Consider the following 19239-nt stretch of genomic DNA (forward strand, 5'->3'; position numbering starts at 1 on the left):
TTGAGTGGATGTTGCGACGCAAAAATCAAATAAAAACAAATACTTAACCTTGAGCAAATGCTTGGTTTGCCTCGTGGGAGGGGCGTGATCGTTTTTTTTGATGGGGGAAATTAGCCGGAACGGTGTGGCGTAAAAAAGGCCATGGAAAACAAGGGGCTGGGAATGGTTGTCATAGCTTTAAGTCATTTTGCAATCGGGGTTATCCCGGTGTTGCGCCGATGCGCACGGGGGCTTGTCTCGTCTTTCCGATGGATCAACAATAGGTTCCCCGCCGGGTCGGGGCCATAGAAAAACACAGACAGCCCGGTGCTTGCGAACGAGAGCTAAATGGAAATCTATCAGTTGCGTACCTTTGTCACGGTGGCCCAGCAGGGCCACCTGACGCAGGCGGCGGAGTTGCTGCACCTGTCCCAGCCGGCGGTAACGGCCCAGATCAAGGCGCTGGAGGAGGAGGTGGGGATGGCGCTGTTCGAGCGCACCACCGGCGGCGTGATGCTGACGCGGGCGGGGCAGGAGCTGCTGCCGCGCGCGCAGTCGATTCTCGAATCGGCCAAGGACATCCTCAATCACGCCCGCCACCTCAAGGGGCAATTGTCCGGCAAGGCGCTGATCGGGGTGTCGCTGACGCCGGAAATCCTCAAGCTGGGGGCGTGGGTGGCGCGCCTGACCGAGAAATACCCGCTGCTCGACCTGCGCCTGCAGCACGGCGTGACCGGCGGCATTCTCAACCTGGTGCGCAAGAAGGAGCTGGATGCCGGCTTTTATCTGGGCAAGAACCCCTACATCAACGTCAATACGGTACTGCTGACCGAATTACCCTTCGTCATCGTGATGCCCAAGGGCTGGGAGAGCCGGGTCGACATCACGGTGCCCAAGGAGCTGGGCAAACTGCCCTGGGTCGGGATTTCTCAGTTCTCAAGTCTTTGCAAGATCACTTCCGAAGTATGGCGTGAACTGAATATTTCGCCGAAGAAGGTCGCCGAATGCGACCATGTGAACACCATCCTCGACATGGTCTGTGCCGGTGTCGGGCTGGCGCTGGCGCGTGCCGATGAGGCGCAGGCGGCCGCCGACAAGGGGCTGGTGACCATCGTGCCGGGAATCTGCAAGCTGGCCGAGCTGCAGTTCGTCTACCCTGCCGACCGCGTCGGCGATCTGATTCTGGACGTATTGCTGGAAGAACTGGCGGCGGTCTGGCAGCTTGCACCGTCGTCCCCGCATTGATGATTCCCTCCTGGGAGGCTGGCATGACCTATCAGTTGATGGCCGGTACGCTGGCCGCCTATTTCAAGGCTCTGGAAGCCAGCCAGCGGCGCTGGCTGGACGCGCAGCGCGACGTCTACCAGAGCTGGTCGGCGGTGTTGAAACCGGCCTACCCCCTGGCCGAGAACGAGATCCAGCGCCGTCTCGACAGCGCCTTGCTGGCCGGGGTGTCGCTGAGCCAGGTGCCGTTCGATTCGCAGCATCGCCTGATGCAGGTGACCGAGAAATGGGTGGCGGCGTTGAACCGCTCCGTGCTCGACAAGCTGGAGCACGACAGCCTGCACCCTTCCATGGCAGTGGTGCGCCAGGCGCTGCAACTGAGTGATGTCTCGTACGGGGCGTTGTCGAAGGCGTCGCGCCAGGTGGGCCATTTCGCTTCGACCAGCTTTTCGTCGGCGACGGTCAAGGCGGCGCACGATATGCGCCACGCCTGGAAGCTGCGCTGACGCGGGTGCCGCGCCCGGCTCGGGGCGTCAAAAACCCTCTTGCTTGTCAGGTGTTTATCGTGCGCCCCAATGTTTAGAATGGGGCATGAACGCCTTTTCCTCACTCGGCTTCGGCCAACGTTTCCAGACACTTCCGCCGGCGTTCTACCGCCGCGTCGATCCTACCCCCTTGCCCGACCCTTACCCGGTCGCCGTCAGCCGTCTGTTAGCGGCCGAGCTCGGCGTGGTCGGCGAGTCGCTGCTCGCTGCCGACGCCGTCGGCGTGCTGAGCGGTTCGCTGCTGCGCCCCGATATGCGGCCGGTGGCGGCGATCTATTCCGGCCACCAGTTCGGCGTCTACGTGCCGCAACTGGGCGATGGCCGCGCCTTGCTGCTGGGGGATACCAAGGCGCCGGATGGGCGCCTGATGGAGTGGCAGATCAAGGGCGCCGGCCTGACGCCGTTCTCGCGCATGGGTGACGGCCGCGCGGTGCTGCGCTCCAGCATCCGCGAGTTCCTCTGCTCCGAGGCGATGCACCATCTCGGCATCCCCACCACGCGGGCGCTGGCGATCATGGGCTCGGACGAGCCGGTGTACCGCGAGACCACGGAAACCGCGGCGGTGGTGACGCGGGTGGCGGAAAGCTTCCTGCGTTTCGGCAGCTTCGAGCTGTTCTACCACCGCGGCATGCATGACAAAATCCGCGTGCTGGCCGACTACGTCATCCGCCACCATTACCCGGCCTGCCAAGAGGCCGCCAACCCTTATCTGGCGCTGTTCGCCGAGGTGACGCGGCGTACCGCCGAACTGATCGCGCAGTGGCAGGCGGTGGGCTTCTGTCACGGTGTGATGAACTCGGACAATATGTCGATCCTGGGCCTGACCATCGACTACGGCCCGTTCGGCTTCATCGACGGCTTCAACGCCGCGCATATCTGCAACCATTCCGACCACGCCGGGCGTTACGCCTACAACCAGCAGCCGCAGATCGGACTGTGGAACCTGCACTGCCTGGCCTCGGCCTTGCTGCCGCTGGTGAGCGAGGAGGAGCTGGTGGCGGTGCTCGGCAGCTACCGCGACACCTTCGAGGCGGCACACCTGATGCGGCTGCGTGCCAAGCTCGGCCTCACGGCCGAGCACGACGACGACGCCGACCTGATCAACAGCCTGTTCCTGACGCTGCACGCGCACCGCACCGACTTCACGATCTTCTTCCGCCGCCTGGCCGGTTTCCGCCAGGACGACGCCGTGAACGCGCCGGTGCGCGACCTGCTCGTCGAGCGCGAGCAGTTCGACGCCTGGGCCCGGCGCTACCGCGAGCGGCTGGCGTGGGAGGGCAGCGTCGACGCCGAGCGTGCCGTGCGCATGAACCGCGTCAATCCCAAGTACATCCTGCGCAACTACCTGGCCGAGGCGGCGATCGCCAAGGCGCGTGACGAGCGCGACTACAGCGAGATCGAGCGTCTGGGGCGCTGCCTGGAAAAACCGTTCGACGAACAGCCCGAGTTCGAGGCGTACGCCGGTTTTCCGCCGGAGTGGGCGGAGCAGATCAGCGTCAGCTGCTCCAGCTGAGTCGATGGCGTGTCGTGCCGGGCTGGTCCGCCGCGGTGGCGGGCGGGCTTCGGCCAACCTTGGCTCGTGTTGACGGTGTCGACGCGAACCATGCCGAAGGCATCGATGTCCAACCGTCTGGGGTCCCTGCGCGAGCGGCGCTGTCGCCGTGCCTCATGGCCAGCGCGCGGGGCGATGATCTGAATCGAGGAGTCGTGATGCGGCCAAGCCGTTTCATTGTGGTGGCGTCCAGCCTGCTGCTGTTGCTGCACGCCTATATCGGCGTGCGCCTGCTGCCCGACCTGCCGCTCGGTCCGGTGGGGCGGGGGCTGGGGGTGCTGGCGCTGACGTTGTCCTGCGTCTTGATGCCGCTCGGCCTGATGGCGCGGGGTATCGAACGCCAGCCGCTGGCCGACCGCCTGGCGTGGGCCGGCTTGCTGCTGATGGGCGTGTTCTCGTCGTTGCTGGTGCTGACGTTGTTGCGCGACATCGTGCTGGGCATTGCCGCCCTGGCGCTGCCGGCGGCAGAGCTGCCGCCGCTGGTGCGCGACTCGGCGCTGGCGGTGCCGTTGTTGGCGGGGCTGGTCAGCCTGGTCGGCCTGGTGAACGCACGCCGCCGCGCCCGCGTGGTGGAGGTCGAGGTGCCGCTGGCCGGCCTGCCCCCCGCCCTCGACGGCTTCACCATCGTCCAGATCAGCGATATCCATGTCGGTCCCACCATCAAGCGTGGCTATCTGGAGGCGATCGTCACGGCGGTGAACGGGCTCGAGGCCGACATGGTCGCGGTGACTGGCGACCTGGTCGACGGCAGTGTCGAGCAGCTGGCGCCGCATACCGCGCCCCTGAGCCGGCTCATGGCACGGCACGGCGCCTACTTCGTCACCGGCAACCACGAGTACTACCTCCGGCGCCGCGGCCTGGGTCGAGGAACTGCGCCGGCTGGGGCTGAGGGTGCTGGAAAACGAGCACGTGGTGCTGTGTCATGGCGAAGCCGAACTGGTGGTGGCGGGCGTCACCGACTACGGCGCGCATCATTTCGACCCGGCGCAGCGCAGCGACCCGCACGCCGCGCTCGAGGGGGCGCCTGAGGCAGCCGGTGCGCGCATCCTGCTCGCCCACCAGCCGCGCAGCGCGCCGGCGGCGGCGGCCGCCGGTTTCGACCTGCAACTCTCCGGTCACACCCACGGCGGGCAGTTCTGGCCGTGGAACCTGTTCGTGCGCCTGCAGCAGCCGTACACCGCCGGGCTGCATCGCCTCGACGCGCTGTGGGTGTATACCAGCCGCGGCACCGGCTATTGGGGGCCGCCGAAACGCTTCGGCGCGCCGTCGGAAATCACGCTGGTGCGGTTGGTGGCGGCGCGGGAAGCCAGCCGTTAACAACGCTGTCCGATAAAACGATGGGGTGTCTCCTCCGCCCCAAATCGGCTTCATGCACGGTTTGGTTTTGCGCAAGTGGCAGCATTGTCACCCGAAAGTAGAGATGGCATTGCGCACGGTGGCGTGGGAGGGGGCTGTGAGGCTTGTTCCCATCCCGATTAGAAACACGGGAAAACAAGGAAGCCTCCACCTGAGCACTTCAGGCCATTTCCTTCACGCAACGGGTATCACAAAGTACGATCAAATGAGATGGGGCATTAGATGCTGAAGCAGAACGAAATAAGCATGGTCTTTAACTATCGCTGGCTTTACGACACTGTACGTCAGCGTTTTGACTCTGACGAGGCCATGGAGGCTTTTCTGCCCAAAGCGCTCACGCCTGAAGAGCTAAAGCATAAGGGCGATGATCGCTATCTTTCTGCCATGAGCCAGCGGGTATTTCAGGCTGGAGTGCAACACTCGGTGGTCGATGCCAAGTGGCCTGAATTTGAAAAAGCCTTCTCGGGCTTTGCCCCCGAGCAGATGGTGTTGCTCAGTCCGGAACATATAGAAAGTCATATGAAAAATGACCGGATTATCCGCGATCGTACCAAGCTAAAAACTATTCCAAACAATGCCCAGTTTATCTTGGATATCCGCCAGGAGCATGGCAGCAGTTTCGGCGCGTTCATTGCCGACTGGCCGAGTGCCAACATCGTTGGCTTATGGCGTTTGTTGGCCAAACGTGGCTCTCGCCTGGGCGGCCGCTCGGCCGCCGGATTTTTACGCTTGGCCGGGAAGGACACTTTTTTATTGACCAGTGATGTGATTGCACGCCTGATGGCGGCAGGCATTATCGGCCATGAGCCCACCAGTCAGCGCGATCTGCAAATCGTACAGGATGCTTTCAATGAGTTGCAGCAAAGCTCCGGAAGGCCGTTGTGCCAGCTATCGGCTATGTTGTCGTTGAGTATCAATCCGAGGTTTTAGTAAAACCATCACGCTTCGACGTTTTATCGGCGGCTCCTAATCCAGCGTGCGGCGGAAGGTTTTCAGCCCCACCCCCAGCACGACCGCCATGAACGCCAGGATCGGCCACACCTGCGGCCACAGCAGGCTGACGTCGTTGCCCTTGAGCAGGATGCCGCGCACCAGCACCAGGAAGTGGGTCAGCGGCAGGCAGTTGCCGATGACCTGCGCCCACTCCGGCATGCCGCGGAACGGGAACATGAAGCCCGACAGCAGGATCGACGGCAGGAAGAAGAAGAACGTCATCTGCATCGCCTGCAGCTGGTTGCGCGCGATCGAGCTGAAGGTGATGCCGAGCGTCAGGTTGGCGCAGATGAACAAGAGCACCACGGCGTAGAGCAGCACCAGGCTCCCCAGCATCGGCACGTCGAACACCCAGCGCGCCGCCAGCAGCACCAGCGACACCTGGATCAGCCCGATCAGGATGTAGGGCACGATCTTGCCGGTCATCACCTCGAGCGGTGTGGCCGGGGTGGCGAGCAGGTTCTCGAAAGTGCCGCGCTCGCGCTCGCGCGTCATGGCGAGCCCGGTCATCAGCACCATGGTCATGGTCAGGATCACGCCCATCAGCCCTGGCACGATGTTGTATGCGGTGATCCCTTCCGGGTTGTAGCGCTTGTGCAGGCGCAGCTCGATCAGCTGTTTTCCCTGCGGGTGGAAGCCGGGCAGGTCCGGGGTGAACACCTCGTTGCCGAGGTGGTTGAGCACGGAAATGGCGCTGCCCGCCGCCACCGGGTCGGTAGCGTCGGCCTCGACCAGCAGGCTCGGCTGCTCGCCGCGCACCAGCGCGCGCTGGAAGCCGGGCGGGAAGGTGACCACGAACTGCACGTCGCCGCGGTCGAGCAGGCGTGCCGCCTCCGCCTCGCTCTCGACGCTGCCCACCAGATCGAAATAATCGCTGTTCCGCATCGCGGCGAGGTAGGCGCGCGCGAACGGGCTGGCCTCGGCCATCACTACGGCCGTCGGCAGGTGCTTGGGGTCGGAGTTGATGGCGAAACCGAACAGCAAGAGCTGGATGATCGGGATGCCGATGATCATGCCGAAGGTCAGCCGGTCGCGCTTGAGCTGGATGAATTCCTTGACGACGATGCCGAGCCAGCGCTGCAGCGAGGGGCGGGACAGGGCAAAGCGCTTCATGACGCGGCCTCGAACGGGTCGGGGCGGTGGCGCATGAGCTGGATGAAGACGTCTTCCAGCGTCGAGTCGACCTGTACCAGACGCAGCCCGTGCTCGCGGCAGAAGCGCTCCAGCGCGGGCTGCAGCAGGGCCGCGTCGGCGCCGCTGACGTGCAGGCGCGCCCCGAAGCTCGCCACCTGTTCCACCCCCGGCAGCTGCCGCAGCGCTTCGCCCAGGCCGGTGACGTCGGGGCCGCTGAGCTCCCAGGTGGCCAGCTGCTGCGCCGCGATCACTTCGCTGGCGGTGCCGGCGGCGAGCAGGTTGCCGTAAGAGAGGTAGGCGAGGCGATGGCAGCGCTCGGCCTCGTCCATGTAGTGGGTCGACACCAGGATGGTGATGCCGCTCGCCGACAGGCGGTGGATTTCCTCCCAGAAGTCGCGCCGCGCCTTGGGGTCGACGCCGGCGGTGGGCTCGTCGAGCAGCAGCAGCCGCGGTTGGTGCAGCAGGCAGGCGGCCAGTGCCAGGCGCTGTTTCCAGCCGCCGGACAGGGTGCCGGCGAGCTGGTGGCGGCGTCCGGCCAGGCCGAGATCGTCCAGGGCGCGGTCCACCGCTTCGCGCCGCCCGCGCATGCCGAACATGCGCGCCACGAAGTCGAGGTTCTCGGCGATGGTGAGGTCGTCCCACAGCGAGAATTTCTGCGTCATGTAGCCGACCTGGCGCTTGATCTCGGCGCTTTGCGTCAGCACGTCGTAGCCCAGGCAGCGCCCGCTGCCGCTGTCCGGCGTCAACAGGCCGCACAGCATGCGGATCGAGGTGGTCTTGCCGCTGCCGTTGGGGCCGAGAAAGCCGTAGATCTCGCCCTCGCGCACCTGCAGCGACAGGTCGCGCACCACGTGCTTGTCGCCGAAATGCTTGTTGAGGCCGCTAACGTCGATGGCGAGTTCCATGTCACCTCCCGACCAGGCTGACGTCCACCGGCAGCCCCGGACGCAGCGCGGCGGCCTGCTGCGGCGCCGGGTAGGCCTCGACGCGGAACACCAGTTTCTCGCGGCTGCCGCGGCTGTAGATCACCGGCGGGGTGTACTCGGCCTGCGCGGCGATGAACGCCACGGTGGCGCGGATCGGCGCCGGGCAGCCGTCGCAGCGTGCTTCCACCGCCTGGCCCGGGCGCAGTGTGCCGACCACGCTTTCCGGCACGAAGAAGCGCAGGCGGCGGCGGTTGTCCGGCAACAGGCTCGCCACCGGCTGACCCGCCGGCACCCATTCGCCGGGGCGGTAGTAGGTCTCGACGATCTCGCCCGCGGCCGGGGCGCGCACCGCCTTCTTTTCGACTTGCCAGCGTTTCTGCTCCTGCTGCGCGCGCGCGGCCTCGAGCCTCGGCGCGGGCGCCGCGCACCTCGGGCGGACGGCCGAGGGTGATCTGCGCGCTTTTCAGCTGCTGGCGCAGTGCGTCGGCCTGGGCCACGGCCTCGGTCGTGGGCGGCGGTGACCTCGTCGAGCTTGGCCTGCGAGATGAAGCCCTGGCGTGCCAGCGCCTGTTGCTGGCGCAGCTGCGTGGCGGCCGGGCGCAGGGCGGCTTCGGCCGACTGCAGCTGGGCCTCGATCGCGGCGATTTCCGGCGGGCGGCGTGGTTCCTGCAGGTTCTGCAGCTTCTGTTCGGCCGACTGCACGCGCGCCTCGGCCTCCTGCAGCCCTTGTTGTTCCGGGTCGGGGGCGATGGCGAACAGCGCGCTGCCGGGCTGCACCCGGCTGCCGCGCGCGGTGTCGAGCGTCTGCAGGTAGCCGGCGGCGGGGGCGGCGAGGTAGAGGTAGTCGCCCTCGATATAGCCCTGGTAGGCGTGGCCGGTGTCCTGGTTGCAGGCGGTCAGCAGCAGGGCGAGTGCCGTCGCCGCCAGGCGTGGCCCGCCCTGCCCAAGCATCCTCATGGTGGTTCCTTCTCTCGATCGGCCAAGGTGGATACCGCCAGTTTATTACTTTGTCGTGCTCCTGATCAGGGGAATCGAGCGGGCCGGGGCGCGGCGTCAGGCTGGCGGGGCGGCGCAGGCCACTTGCTGCGTCAGGAAATCGAGCCGGTTGTGCTCGCAGCACAGCACGCGGCCGTCACTGAACACCGGGCGCGTCAGCCCGCTCAGCACGTTGCCGCTGGGCATTTCCAGCGCCAGCCGCGCGCCGCGTTCGTAGGCGTGGCGCACGGTGTCGTGCCAGTGCACCTGGCGGGCCATGTTGAAGGCGAGGTCGTCGCGGATGGCGTCCACCTCGAATAGCACGCGGCCACGGCTGCCGCTGAGGTAGAGCGGGCCCGGGCGGCGCAGCGGGTATGCGGCCAGCGCTTCGGCCAACTGCGCCGCCGGGGCGTCGAGCAGCGCGCAGTGCGAGGGCACGCTCATTGCCAGCCGGCGCGTCAGCGTGGCGCCGGCGCGGCGGGCGTGCGCCATCAGCCGCTCCAGTGCGCTGTCGGCGCCGGCCACCACCAGCTGTGTGGGGGCGTTGAGGTTGGCGAGATGGAGCGGCGCGGCGGGCGTGTGCAGCGCGGCGATCAGCGGCTCGAGCTGCGCCACGCCAAGCCCGACGATGGCCGCCATGCCGTAGCCCGAGGGATAGGCCTGTTCCATCAGCCGGCCGCGCAGCGCCACCAGTTGCAGGGCGGCGTCGAAGTCGATCACCCCGGCCACCACCGCCGCCGGCCAGGCGCCGATCGACAGGCCGGCCACCATGTCGGGGCGGGCGCCCTCGGCGGCCAGCACGCGTGCCATCGCCACGCCGGCGATCAGCAGGCAGAGCTGCACCGCGACGGTGGAGGCGAGCGCGTCGGCATGGTCCAGCTGCAGCGGGTCGCGGCCGAGCACGGCGTGCGCCCGCTCCAGCGTGGCGCTTGCTGCCGGATGATCGGGCAGGGCGTGCAGCATGCCGGGCCGCTGCGAGCCCTGGCCGGGAAAGGTGAACAGCACGCTCATGGGGTGGCTCCTTGCAGGGTAGGGTCTTGCCACGGGTTGCGAACCAGGCGGGGTCCGTGGTCGGTTTTGAGCAGTAGGCGCGGGGCTTCGGCCAACCATTCGTTCAGGGCGAAGCCGCCGTGGCCGGTGTCGATCTGGATGTCGAGGCGGCACGCCACCCGGCCTTGCAGTGCGCGCAAGGCCGCGCGTTGCGGCGGCGTCAGCGGGGCGGCGGCGCGCAGCAGCAGGTCGAGGTCGCTGTCCGGGCGCAGCACCGGCAGGCCGCTGGCGAGTGCGAAACCGACGCCGCCACTCGGTCCCCAGGGCAGACCGATGGCGTCGAGCTGCGGCGCCAGGGTGCGCAGGGCCGCGATGGCGGGGCAGGGGGCGAGGTGGCTGTCGCGCCACGGCGCCTGCTGCGCCAGCGTTTCCGGGGTGAGCACCCGCGCCACGGTGTGGGGCGGTGCGTGGGTGGCGTGGCGCTGCGCGCGCTCGCGCCCGCGCAGCCCGACCGGCAGCCTGCCGTCGGCGCCGGCCGGGGCGCGCCGCACCACCAGCGGCGCGCGCGCCAGCCAGTCGGCGCCGGCCCAGTCGGGCAGCGGGGTGTCTGTGCACTGCGCGGCCGGATCGGCGAGCCACAGCAGGTCGTGCGGGCGGGGGCGGGAGTGTGCGTCATGTCGTGTCCTGTGGCGGCGACAGCAGGAAAAACGGCGCCCCGTGGGGCGCCAAACTCGTGCCGCCGTACCGGCCGGGCCGGCGTGACGGCAGGAGGATGCCGGGTCAGCCCACCACCGCCTTGGTGGCGAGGAACAGCAGCGAGGGGCCGAGCAGGCAGCCCAGCCCGGTGTGGAAGGTGGCGACCAGCGCGCCGTACGGCACCAGGCGGCGGTCGGTGGCGGCAAGCCCGGCCGAGACGCCGCTCACCGTGCCGGCCAGGCCGCCGAACACCATCGCGGCGCGCGGGTTGTTGAGCCCGAGGAAGCCGGCGGCGAACGGCGTGCCGACCATCACGATGATGGCCTTGATCAGGCCGGTGGCGATGCTCAGCGCGATCACGTCCGAGCTGGCACCGAGCGCCGCACCGGTCACCGGGCCGACGATGTAGGTCACCGCGCCGGCGCCGATGGTGGCCATGCTGACCGGGTCGGTGTAGCCGAAGGCGTAGGCCGTGCCGGCGCCGACGATGAACGGCAGCACGGTGCCCAAGAGCAGCGAGGCGGCGCCGATCAGGCCGGCCTTGCGCGCCTCGGTCACCTGCACTTCGAAGGCGGTGGCGACGATGGCGAAGTCGCGCAGCATGGCACCGCCCATCAGGCCGATGCCGCCCAGCAAGGGCAGGTCGGCCAGGCCTTTCTCACCGCCGGTGAGCACGCCGCCGTAGTAGGCGAGCACCAGGCCGATCATGATGGCGATGGCCGAACCGTGCACGCGGCCGAAGGTCAGGCGGCGCGACAGCCGTGCCGACAGGCCCATGATGATGCCGACCAGGGCGAAGGCGGCGACCAGTCCGTTGTGATGCAGCATTTTTTCGAGCATGGACAACATGGTGGGACTCTCCTGTTCAGGCAATCTGGTCTTGGGTGGCGGCCGGGAGCGGCTCGTGCTGTCCCAGGCGGTTGATGGCGGCGATGCAGCAGGCGCAGACCAGCACCGCGCCGACGGCGGCGAGCAGCGCGACCGGGCCGCCGCGCAGGGCGGTCACCACGTTCTGCTGGGCGGCCATCGCCACCACCACCGGGATGTACATGGCGCCCCAGAAGCCGACGCCGGCTTCGGTTTCCTTGGGCAGCAGGCCGCGCTTGTGCAGCCACAGCCGCGAGCTGATCAACAGCAGCATGGCGATGCCGACGCCGCCGACGTTGGCCTTGACGCCAATCGCGCTGCCGAGCAGGTCGCCGAAGAACAGGCCTGCCAGGTGGCAGAGTGCAAGTAGGGCGGTACCGTAAATGACCATGGTTGAATCTCCTTATGTAGATGGATGTTGCAACTGCCTGGTTTTTGTTTTGTCTGGGTACGGCTTCAGGGTACGGCGGATACGACATGATGCAATGAATCAACTGGTTGGGGACGATCTCCTCCGGGTGCGGGCGCCGCCGGGGCGCCCTGACTGACGTCAATGGTGGATGTTCCGGTGTCAGGCGACGTTCCACTGCGCGCGCAGGCGCTCGCGCACCGTGAGCGAGGCCTGGCGCGGCGCGGCGCCGAGACGGCCGGCGAGCCCGCGCGACGGCTCGGCGGCGATGTCGGCCAGCGCGGCGGACAGCGCGCTCTCGACGGTATCGAGGTCGGCGCTGCCGGGCGCGGCGGCGTTCTCCACGCGCAGCAGGCGCCACAGCAGGCCGAGCGAGGCGAAGTTGGCGATGTCGTAGGCCATCGGCGGCACGCTGTCGGCCAACCTTTCCAGCTCTTCCACCGAACGCTGCGTCACGCGCGCCGCGGCGGCCTTGCCCATGGCGTGCACCATTACCCCGGCGTCGTCCAGCGCGATCAGCCGGTTGGCCTGATAGCCGTGGGCCAGAAACGCCCCGGACATGGCCTTGCCGACGATCAGCCCGAGCACCGGGTGGCCGGCCAGCCGGGCGCTGGCGTAGGCATCGGCGGCGGCGGCGAGCGCCAGGTGGATGCCGTAGGCTTCCTCGCGCCGGCCGTAGGCCCGGCTGGCGACGTCGATCACCGCGACGATGGCGCGCTTGTCGTCGCGGCCGGCGTCGGCGTCGATCGCCTCGCGCACCGCGCGCGCCAGCTGCCAGCCTTCCTCCAGCCCCACTTCACCGTGGCGCACGCGCGGGAAGCGGTTGTCCGGGTCCGGCACCACGGCGAGATAGCGCGCCGGCCGGCCGGCCAGCTCGGCGTCGACCACCTGCAGCGCCGCCGGGTAGCCGGCGACACGCGGGGCGTGGCGGGTGAGCGCGGCGAGCCAGACGGCGCCGCGGCTCGGGTTGTGTTGTTGGTTCATGCTTGGTCTCCCTGGGCGTAGATGGCGCGCACGTCTTCGGCGCCGGCCTGGCGGCTGGCGTCGACTTCGGCCAACCCGGCGAGGTAGTGCGCCACGCGCTGGCTGCGCGGCGCGGCCGGCTGGCCCTGGTGCAGCCAGGCGATGGCCTGGGCGCGCAGCGCCGGAGCGTGGTCGTCGAGGCAGGCATCGGCCAGCCCGGTGGCGACGCGCTGCTCGCCGCCGGTCAAACTCCAGATGAAGGGCTTGTCGCGCGAGTCGTATTCCTCCACCCCGGCCTCCTGCTCGATCACCGCCGGGCCGTTCAGCCCCAGCCGCGCCTCGCGTGTCACCAGCAGGTAGCTGCACAGCGCGGCGGCGATGCTCATGCCGCCGAAGCAGCCGACGGTGCCGGCGCTGATGCCGATCACCGGCTGGTAGCGGCGCAGCTCGACGATGGCGGCGTGGATCTCGGCGATGGCGGCCAGGCCCAGGTTGGCTTCCTGCAGCCGCACCCCGCCGGTCTCGAACAGGATCAGCGCGCAGATCGGGATGCCGTGGCGGTTGTCCTCGGCGGCCAGTTCCAGCGCGCCGGCGATCTTGGCGCCGGACACCTCGCCCATGCTGCCGCCCTGGAACGCGCCTTCGATCGCCAGCACCAGCGCCGGCCGGCCGTCCAGCGTGCCCTTGGCCACCACCACGCCGTCGTCGGCCTGGGGGACGATGCCCTGGCGCGCCAGCCACGGCGAGGTGAGGCGGTCGAACGGGCCCAGCAGCTCGCGGAAGCTGCCGGCGTCGAGCAGGGCGCGGGCGCGCGCTCGGGCGTCGCGCTCGATGAAGCTGTCTCGATGAATCAGGTCGGATATCGTCATGTCGTCCTCACTCGCGCTCGTCCAGGGACTCGAACGCCTGCTCCAGGCGCAGCCGCACCACCGCCGGAGTGGCGCCGAAATCGTTGATCTCGATCGCGGCGGCCGGCCACAAGCGGGCGCCGAACAGCCGGTCGAGCTGGGCCTGCCACACCGGCCCCATGCCGTTCACCGAGGTGGTGACGCTGACCTGCAGGGAGCCCGCCGGGCGCGGTTCGAGCAATACCTCCAGGTCGCCCGAACCGACCACGCCTGCCAGGGCTCGGCCCGCAGCGGGGGTGCCGGCGGGGTAGTCGAATAGGTGTTTTTCCATGATGCTTTCCTTGTCAGGGCCGGCCGTCGGGTGCCGGCGCTGCGTTATTCAGTCGGTCGAGAAACAGCGCGGCGGCCAACAGGTCGGCCGAGCCGCCGGGCGAGACGTTGAGCGCCAAGAGCTCGGCGTCGAGCCGCGCCAGCGCCTGGCGCCCGGCAGGGGTCGCGCTGCCGCCGGCGTCCAGCACGCGCGCCGCGCCGGCCTGCACCGCGTCGAGCGCCGCCGGCCCGCCGCGCGCCAGCACGCAGGTGTCGTCGAGCAGGCTCATCAGCGCCAGCAGCGCGTCGAGGTGGGCGGCGTCTTCCGCCACGCCGGCGGCGCGTGCCTGCCACAAGGCGGGCAGCGCCACCTCGACCACGTGCGGGAAACCGGCTTCGGCCTCGCCGCGTGCGCCGCCGACGCCGTAGTCGAGTCGGGCGCGTTCGCCCTTGTGCCCGGTGCGGCGCGGGGCGTGGCGGTCCGGCGTATTGGCCAGCACGGCGGCGCGGAGTGCCACCTGCTGTGGTGCGCAATCCGCCGGCGCCTGCGTGGCGGCGGTGACCAGCAGCCCCAGCGCCCAGATCGCGCCGCGGTGGGTGTTGACGCCGCCGGTGGCGGCGAGCATCGCCGCCTCGCCGTCGCGCCCGAGCCGGCCGATGCGTTCGCGCAGCGTGACGGCTTCGGCCAACGTGGCGCCGGCCTCGGCCATGGCCTGGAAGGCCGGGCGCAGCGCGTGCGCCGAGCGGCACATCAGCGCCCAGTCGAGGTCGTGATGCGCGCCGCGTCCGCGCACGTCGACCAGCCCCGGCTTGGGTGAGAGCGTGACCTCGTCGATCAGCGCCGTCACCACCAGATCGGCCAGCCGCGCGGCGTGCCCGGCGTGCCAGAGGTGAGTGGCGCGACGTTCGGTGAGCAGAACGGCGTCCATTACCAGCTCCGGAACTTGGCCGGCGGGTTGTAGAGGCCGCCGGACCACTCCACCAGCTCGGCGATGCTCTTGGCCGCCAACAGCTCGCGGCTGGCCTCGCTGCGGCGGATGCCGAGGTCCTCGGGTAGCGCGATCAGCCCGTCGCGGCGCATCCGGTCGGTGTGCTTCGGGTCGTGGCGCAGGCCGATGCTGGTGACGCCCGCCACCGCCGCGATCATGGCGCGGCGCTCCTCCAGCGAGCGCGCCTTGTAGAGGTAGGCGATGCCGTCCTCGGTCAACAGGTGGGTGACGTCGTCGCCGTAGATCATCACCGGGGCCAGCGGCATGCCGCTTTTCTTCGCCACCTCGACCGCGTCGAGCTGCTCGACGAAGGTCGGCTTGCCGCCCTCCTGGAAGGTCTCGACCATCTGCACCACCAGCTTCTTGCCGCGCTCCAGCAGCGTCACCGGCTCGGTCATGTCGAGCCAGGCCGGGGTGGCATGGCGCCGGCCGCGCGGGTCGTGGCCCATGTTCGGTGCGCCGCCGAAGCCCGCCAGGCGGCCACGGGTGACGGTGGAGGAGTGGCCGTCGCCGTCCACCTGCAAGGTGGCGCCGATGAACAGGTCGACCGCGTACTGGCCGGCCAGCTGGCACAGCATGCGGTTGGAGCGCAGCGAGCCGTCGCGCCCGGTGAAGAACACGTCCGGCCGCGCCGCCACGTAGTTCTCCATGCCCAGTTCGGTGCCGAAGCAGTGCACGCTCTGAACCCAGCCGGTTTCGATCGCCGGGATCAGCGTCGGGTGCGGGTTGAGCGTCCAGTTGCGGCAGATCTTGCCCTTGAGGCCGAGCCTCTCGCCGTAGGTCGGCAGGATCAGCTCGATGGCCGCGGTGTTGAAGCCGATGCCGTGGTTGAGCGACTGCACGTTGTGTTTCTCGTAGATGCCGCGGATCGCCATCATCGCCATCAGCACGTGCACCGGCTTGATCAGGCGCGGATCGCGCGTGAACAGCGGTTCGATGTAGAACGGCTTGTCGGCCACCACCACGAAGTCCACCCACGAGGCCGGGATGTCGACGCGCGGCAGGTCGCTGACGTCGTCCACCAGCTCGTTCACCTGCACGATGACGATGCCGTCGCTGAAGGCGGTCGGCTCCACCAGCGCCGGGGTGTCCTCGGTGCTGGGGCCGGTGTAGACGTTGCCGTGGCGGTCGGCCATGAAGCCCGCCACCAGCGACACGTTGGGGATCAAATCGACCACCAGCCGCGAATACAGCTCGATGTAGGTGTGGATGGCGCCGACTTCCAGCCGGCCGTCTTCCAGCAGCTGGCTGATGCGCAGGCTCTGCGGGCCGGCGAAGGAGAAATCGAGCTTGCGGGCGATGCCGCGCTCGAACAGATCGAGGTGCTCGGCGCGGCTCACGCTCGGCATGATCATGTGCAGGTCGTGCAGCCGCTCCGGATCGACGCGGGCCAGCGAGCGCGACAGGAAATCCGCCTGCTTCTGGTTGTTGCCTTCCAGCACCACCCGGTCTCCCGGGGAGAGCAGCGCTTCCAGCGCCGCGACGATGTCGTCGCTCGGCAGCACTACACCGTCGGTCAGGTGGCGCACGCGCTCCAGGCGGCGGCGCTTTTCTTCGCGGCGACGGTTCCACTGCGCGGGGGAGAAATCTCGGTTTGCATGGACACTCCGCAAATCGGTTGGACGTGCGGCTACCTTATGCCTCCCCCGAGCACGCTTCAATCAACCAAGACGATCACTTGTTAACTTAAGGTTAATGAATTATGGTGGCGGCTGGCACAGATTTGCACGGCAGGGGGATAGGGAAGGCGAATGGAGATCGACGACGAAATCACGCTGAAGAAGCTGGAGGTGTTCCTGTCCTTCATGAAGCTCGGCAACATGGCGCGTGTGTCCGAGGCGCTGGGGCAGAGCACGGTCAGCGTGCACCGTGCGCTGCACTCGCTGGAAGAAGGGCTGCGCTGCCCGCTGTTCAAGCGCGACGGGCGCAAGCTGATCCCGCTCGCCACCGCCTACACCTTTGCCGACTATGCCACGCGCGCGCTGCGCGAGTGCGAGGAGGGCATACGCAAGACGCGCGAGGCAGCCGGCTTCACCGCTACCCGACTGAAGATCGGCGGGCTCTATTCGCTCACGGTGCGCACCATTCCGCAGCTGCTGGTCGGCCTGAAGACGCGCCGCCCGGAGCTCGACGTCGACCTGACGCTGGGCTCCAACCGCGAGCTGCTGCACAAGCTCGACGACGGCCAGCTCGACGCCATCGTCATCGCCCTGCACGAGGCGCCGCGCCAGAGCGAGCTGGTGGCGGTGCCGATGTTCGACGACGACATCCTGTTCGCCGCGCCGCTCCACTCCCGCTTTGCTGGGCACGAGCGCATCGACCTGCAGGAGCTGCGTGGCGAAAAATTCGTGTCGCTGGGCGAGGACTTCGCCACCTACCAGGATTTCAGCCACGCCTTCGAGCTGGCGGGCTTCCTGCCCGAGATCGCGATGCGCGTCGGCGACATCTTCTCGCTCACCAACCTGGTCAGCGGCGGCATCGGCTACGCCCTGCTGCCGGGGCGGGTGGCGCATTTCAGCCCGCAGGTGCAGCTGATCCCGCTCGAGGAGCGCTACGCCATCAGCCAGCGCATCATGCTGCTGTTGCCGAAGAACCGCGAGCGCGACCCCAACCTGTTGGCGCTGGCCGCCGAATGTCGCATGGTGGGGCGGCGCTGAAGCGCTCGGCGTTACCCGCAACAAAAAAGGCTCCCGACGGGGAGCCTTTCTCAATCGTGAGGCAGCCAGAATTACGGCCACAGCACCAGATGGGTGAACGGCGGCAGGTAGGCCATGGCGCTTACCACCAGCCCCACCAGGCCGGCCAGCGCCAGCGAGTGCAGGAACACGTAGCGCAGGATCACGCCTTCCTTGCCGTAGTACTGGGTGGCGGTGGAGGCGACCACGATGGACTGCGCGTCGATCATCTTGCCCATCACGCCGCCGGCGGAGTTGGCCGACGCCATCAGCACCGGCGACAGGCCGAGCTGCTGCGCCGAGGCCTTCTGCAAACCGCCGAACAGCACGTTGGCGGCGGTGTCCGAGCCGGTCAGCGCCACGCCCAGCCAGCCCAGCAGGGTGCCGAAGAACGGGTAGAACATGCCGGTGTGCGAGAACGCCGTGCCCAGCGTGATGTCCACGCCGGAGAAGCGGGTCAGGTAGCCCAGCGCCAGCATGGCGACGATGGTGACCAGCGAGTAGCGCAGCGACCAGAAGGTCTGGCCGTATACCTTTGCCAGCTCACTCGGACGGTAGCCCATCAGCAGGCCGGACAGCAGCGCGGCGACCAGGATGCCGGTACCGGTGGTGGAGAGCAGGTTGAGCTTGTAGATGGCGGCTTCCAGGTGCGGCTCGGCCACGACCGGCGGCATCTTCTGCACCAGGTTGTGCAGGCCCGGCCACTGGATGTCCAGGGTGAAGATGGCGTCCAGCACCTTCTTCACCGACGGCGAACCCCAGGCGAACACCATCACCGACAGGATGATCCACGGCAGCCAGGCGCGCAGTACTTCGCCGCCGCTGTAGCCGTGGCTGCCACGCTTGGCGGTGCCGGCTTCTGCGGCGGCAACCTTGGCGCCGCCCATGGTGCCGAAGGTCGAGGTGAACACCTCTTCCGGGTGCCATACCTTGAGGAATACTACCAGTGCAGTGATCGAGCACACCGAGGCGATCACGGCCACCAGTTCCGGCCCCATCAGGTTCGATACCAGCAGTTGCGGGATGGCGAACGACAGACCGGCAACCAGCGCAGCCGGCCAGATGCGCAGGGTGTTTCTCCAGCCGCAGAAGGCGATCAGCAGCCAGAACGGCACGATGACGGCGAAGATGGTCATCTGGCGGCCGACCATCGACGAGATCGACATCACGTCGAGCCCGGTCACCTTGGCCAGGGTGTTGATCGGGGTGCCCAGCGCGCCGTACGCCACCGGAGCGGTGTTGGCGATCAGCGACAGGCCCGAGGCGGCCAGCGGCGAGAAGCCCAGACCGATCAGCATGGCGCCGGTCACGGCCACCGGGGTGCCGAAGCCGCCGGCGCCCTCGAAGAACGCGCCGAAGCAGAAGGCGATCAGCAAGAGCTGCAGGCGGCGGTCGTTGGTGACGCTGGTGATGCTCTCGCGCAGTACCGTGAACTGGCCCTTACGCTCGGTGAGCTGGTACAGGAAGATGACGTTCAGAATGATCCAGCCGATCGGCAGGAGGCCGTTGGCCGCGCCCATCAAGGTGGCGCTCATCGCCATGTCCACCGGCATGCCGAAAATGCCGATCGCCACCAGCAGCGAGGCCACCAGCCCCATCACGGCGGCGATGTGCGCCTTGATATGGAAAATGCCGAGAGCGCTGAGCAGCACGATGACCGGCAGCGCAGCGCACAGAGTCGACAGCCAGGGGTTGCCCAGCGGATCGTAAACCTGAGACCACATGATGTTCTCTCCTGATTGTTTTGGTTGAGGGCGGCACCGGTCGTCGCCGGCGTTGGCCCTTTTGAGCGTTGTTATCCAGAAAGAC

General features: G+C 68.1%; 20 protein-coding genes. 7 read left to right on the top strand and 13 right to left on the bottom strand.

Features of this window, described 5'->3' with window-relative positions; translation table 11 throughout:
- Window positions 1–327: 327 nt before the first annotated feature.
- The 6 genes from ABKF58_RS10945 to ABKF58_RS10970 all read left to right on the top strand — a co-directional run bounded on the left by ABKF58_RS10945 (window position 328) and on the right by ABKF58_RS10970 (window position 5586).
- A complete protein-coding gene (locus tag ABKF58_RS10945) occupies window positions 328–1224 on the top strand; it encodes a LysR family transcriptional regulator (RefSeq protein ID WP_014087972.1) in 897 nt (298 codons plus the stop codon).
- Between the two features lie 23 nt (window positions 1225–1247).
- Window positions 1248–1709: a hypothetical protein gene (locus ABKF58_RS10950; protein ID WP_482580676.1), complete on the top strand. Its 462-nt coding sequence runs from the start codon at window positions 1248–1250 to the stop codon at window positions 1707–1709.
- 85 nt (window positions 1710–1794) lie between these two features.
- Complete coding sequence (locus ABKF58_RS10955) at window positions 1795–3261, top strand: protein adenylyltransferase SelO (RefSeq protein WP_482580677.1); 1467 nt, start codon at window positions 1795–1797, stop codon at window positions 3259–3261.
- A 197-nt stretch (window positions 3262–3458) separates the two neighbouring features.
- Window positions 3459–4328 (top strand): metallophosphoesterase, encoded by an 870-nt coding sequence (locus ABKF58_RS10960; protein ID WP_482580678.1) that lies wholly within the window; start codon window positions 3459–3461, stop codon window positions 4326–4328.
- Window positions 4213–4617, top strand: a complete 405-nt coding sequence (locus ABKF58_RS10965) for a metallophosphoesterase (RefSeq protein ID WP_482580679.1) — start codon at window positions 4213–4215, stop codon at window positions 4615–4617. Before ABKF58_RS10960 ends, ABKF58_RS10965 begins: the two co-directional genes overlap by 116 nt.
- Window positions 4618–4878: 261 nt before the next feature.
- Window positions 4879–5586, top strand: coding sequence for a DNA-3-methyladenine glycosylase I (locus tag ABKF58_RS10970; protein WP_482580680.1), 708 nt, complete (start codon window positions 4879–4881; stop codon window positions 5584–5586).
- Window positions 5587–5622: 36 nt separating this feature from the next.
- On the opposite strand, the gene ABKF58_RS10975 is transcribed toward ABKF58_RS10970, so the two are convergent.
- The 12 genes from ABKF58_RS10975 to mdcA all read right to left on the bottom strand — a co-directional run bounded on the left by ABKF58_RS10975 (window position 5623) and on the right by mdcA (window position 16284).
- Window positions 5623–6762, bottom strand: coding sequence for an ABC transporter permease (locus ABKF58_RS10975; RefSeq protein ID WP_482580681.1), 1140 nt, complete (start codon window positions 6760–6762; stop codon window positions 5623–5625).
- On the bottom strand, window positions 6759–7688 hold the full coding sequence (locus tag ABKF58_RS10980; RefSeq protein ID WP_482580682.1) for an ABC transporter ATP-binding protein: 930 nt from the start codon (window positions 7686–7688) through the stop codon (window positions 6759–6761). The genes ABKF58_RS10975 and ABKF58_RS10980 overlap by 4 nt, the downstream gene beginning before the upstream one ends.
- A 1-nt stretch (window position 7689) precedes the next feature.
- The gene (locus ABKF58_RS10985; protein WP_482580683.1) at window positions 7690–8058 is read right to left on the bottom strand and encodes an HlyD family secretion protein; all 369 of its coding nucleotides are present in this window, start codon (window positions 8056–8058) and stop codon (window positions 7690–7692) included.
- A gap of 704 nt (window positions 8059–8762) precedes the next feature.
- Window positions 8763–9695 carry a malonate decarboxylase subunit epsilon gene (mdcH, locus tag ABKF58_RS10990; RefSeq protein ID WP_482580684.1) on the bottom strand — a complete coding sequence of 311 codons (933 nt, stop codon included), beginning with the start codon at window positions 9693–9695 and terminating at the stop codon, window positions 8763–8765.
- Window positions 9692–10318: a malonate decarboxylase holo-ACP synthase gene (locus ABKF58_RS10995; protein WP_482584364.1), complete on the bottom strand. Its 627-nt coding sequence runs from the start codon at window positions 10316–10318 to the stop codon at window positions 9692–9694. Before ABKF58_RS10995 ends, mdcH begins: the two co-directional genes overlap by 4 nt.
- 136 nt (window positions 10319–10454) lie before the next feature.
- Window positions 10455–11219: a malonate transporter subunit MadM gene (gene madM, locus ABKF58_RS11000; RefSeq protein ID WP_482580685.1), complete on the bottom strand. Its 765-nt coding sequence runs from the start codon at window positions 11217–11219 to the stop codon at window positions 10455–10457.
- A 16-nt stretch (window positions 11220–11235) separates the two neighbouring features.
- A complete protein-coding gene (gene madL / locus ABKF58_RS11005; protein ID WP_482580686.1) occupies window positions 11236–11628 on the bottom strand; it encodes a malonate transporter subunit MadL in 393 nt (130 codons plus the stop codon).
- Between the two features lie 180 nt (window positions 11629–11808).
- Window positions 11809–12630 (bottom strand): biotin-independent malonate decarboxylase subunit gamma, encoded by an 822-nt coding sequence (mdcE, locus tag ABKF58_RS11010; protein ID WP_482580687.1) that lies wholly within the window; start codon window positions 12628–12630, stop codon window positions 11809–11811.
- Window positions 12627–13478, bottom strand: a complete 852-nt coding sequence (locus ABKF58_RS11015) for a biotin-independent malonate decarboxylase subunit beta (protein WP_482580688.1) — start codon at window positions 13476–13478, stop codon at window positions 12627–12629. The genes mdcE and ABKF58_RS11015 overlap by 4 nt, the downstream gene beginning before the upstream one ends.
- Window positions 13479–13485: 7 nt before the next feature.
- Window positions 13486–13788, bottom strand: coding sequence for a malonate decarboxylase subunit delta (locus ABKF58_RS11020; RefSeq protein WP_008954308.1), 303 nt, complete (start codon window positions 13786–13788; stop codon window positions 13486–13488).
- A gap of 13 nt (window positions 13789–13801) precedes the next feature.
- Complete coding sequence (locus ABKF58_RS11025) at window positions 13802–14695, bottom strand: triphosphoribosyl-dephospho-CoA synthase (protein WP_482580689.1); 894 nt, start codon at window positions 14693–14695, stop codon at window positions 13802–13804.
- A complete protein-coding gene (gene mdcA, locus ABKF58_RS11030; protein ID WP_482580690.1) occupies window positions 14695–16284 on the bottom strand; it encodes a malonate decarboxylase subunit alpha in 1590 nt (529 codons plus the stop codon). Before mdcA ends, ABKF58_RS11025 begins: the two co-directional genes overlap by 1 nt.
- A 222-nt stretch (window positions 16285–16506) precedes the next feature.
- Here mdcA and ABKF58_RS11035 point away from each other — a divergent pair, with 222 nt between their 5' ends.
- Window positions 16507–17412 (top strand): LysR family transcriptional regulator, encoded by a 906-nt coding sequence (locus ABKF58_RS11035; RefSeq protein ID WP_482580691.1) that lies wholly within the window; start codon window positions 16507–16509, stop codon window positions 17410–17412.
- A 71-nt stretch (window positions 17413–17483) separates the two neighbouring features.
- Here the strand turns inward: ABKF58_RS11035 and ABKF58_RS11040 are convergent, their stop codons facing one another.
- A complete protein-coding gene (locus tag ABKF58_RS11040; RefSeq protein ID WP_482580692.1) occupies window positions 17484–19154 on the bottom strand; it encodes an L-lactate permease in 1671 nt (556 codons plus the stop codon).
- Window positions 19155–19239 lie beyond the last annotated feature (85 nt).

The sequence above is a fragment of the Pseudogulbenkiania sp. AW2-16 genome, assembly GCF_056824575.1.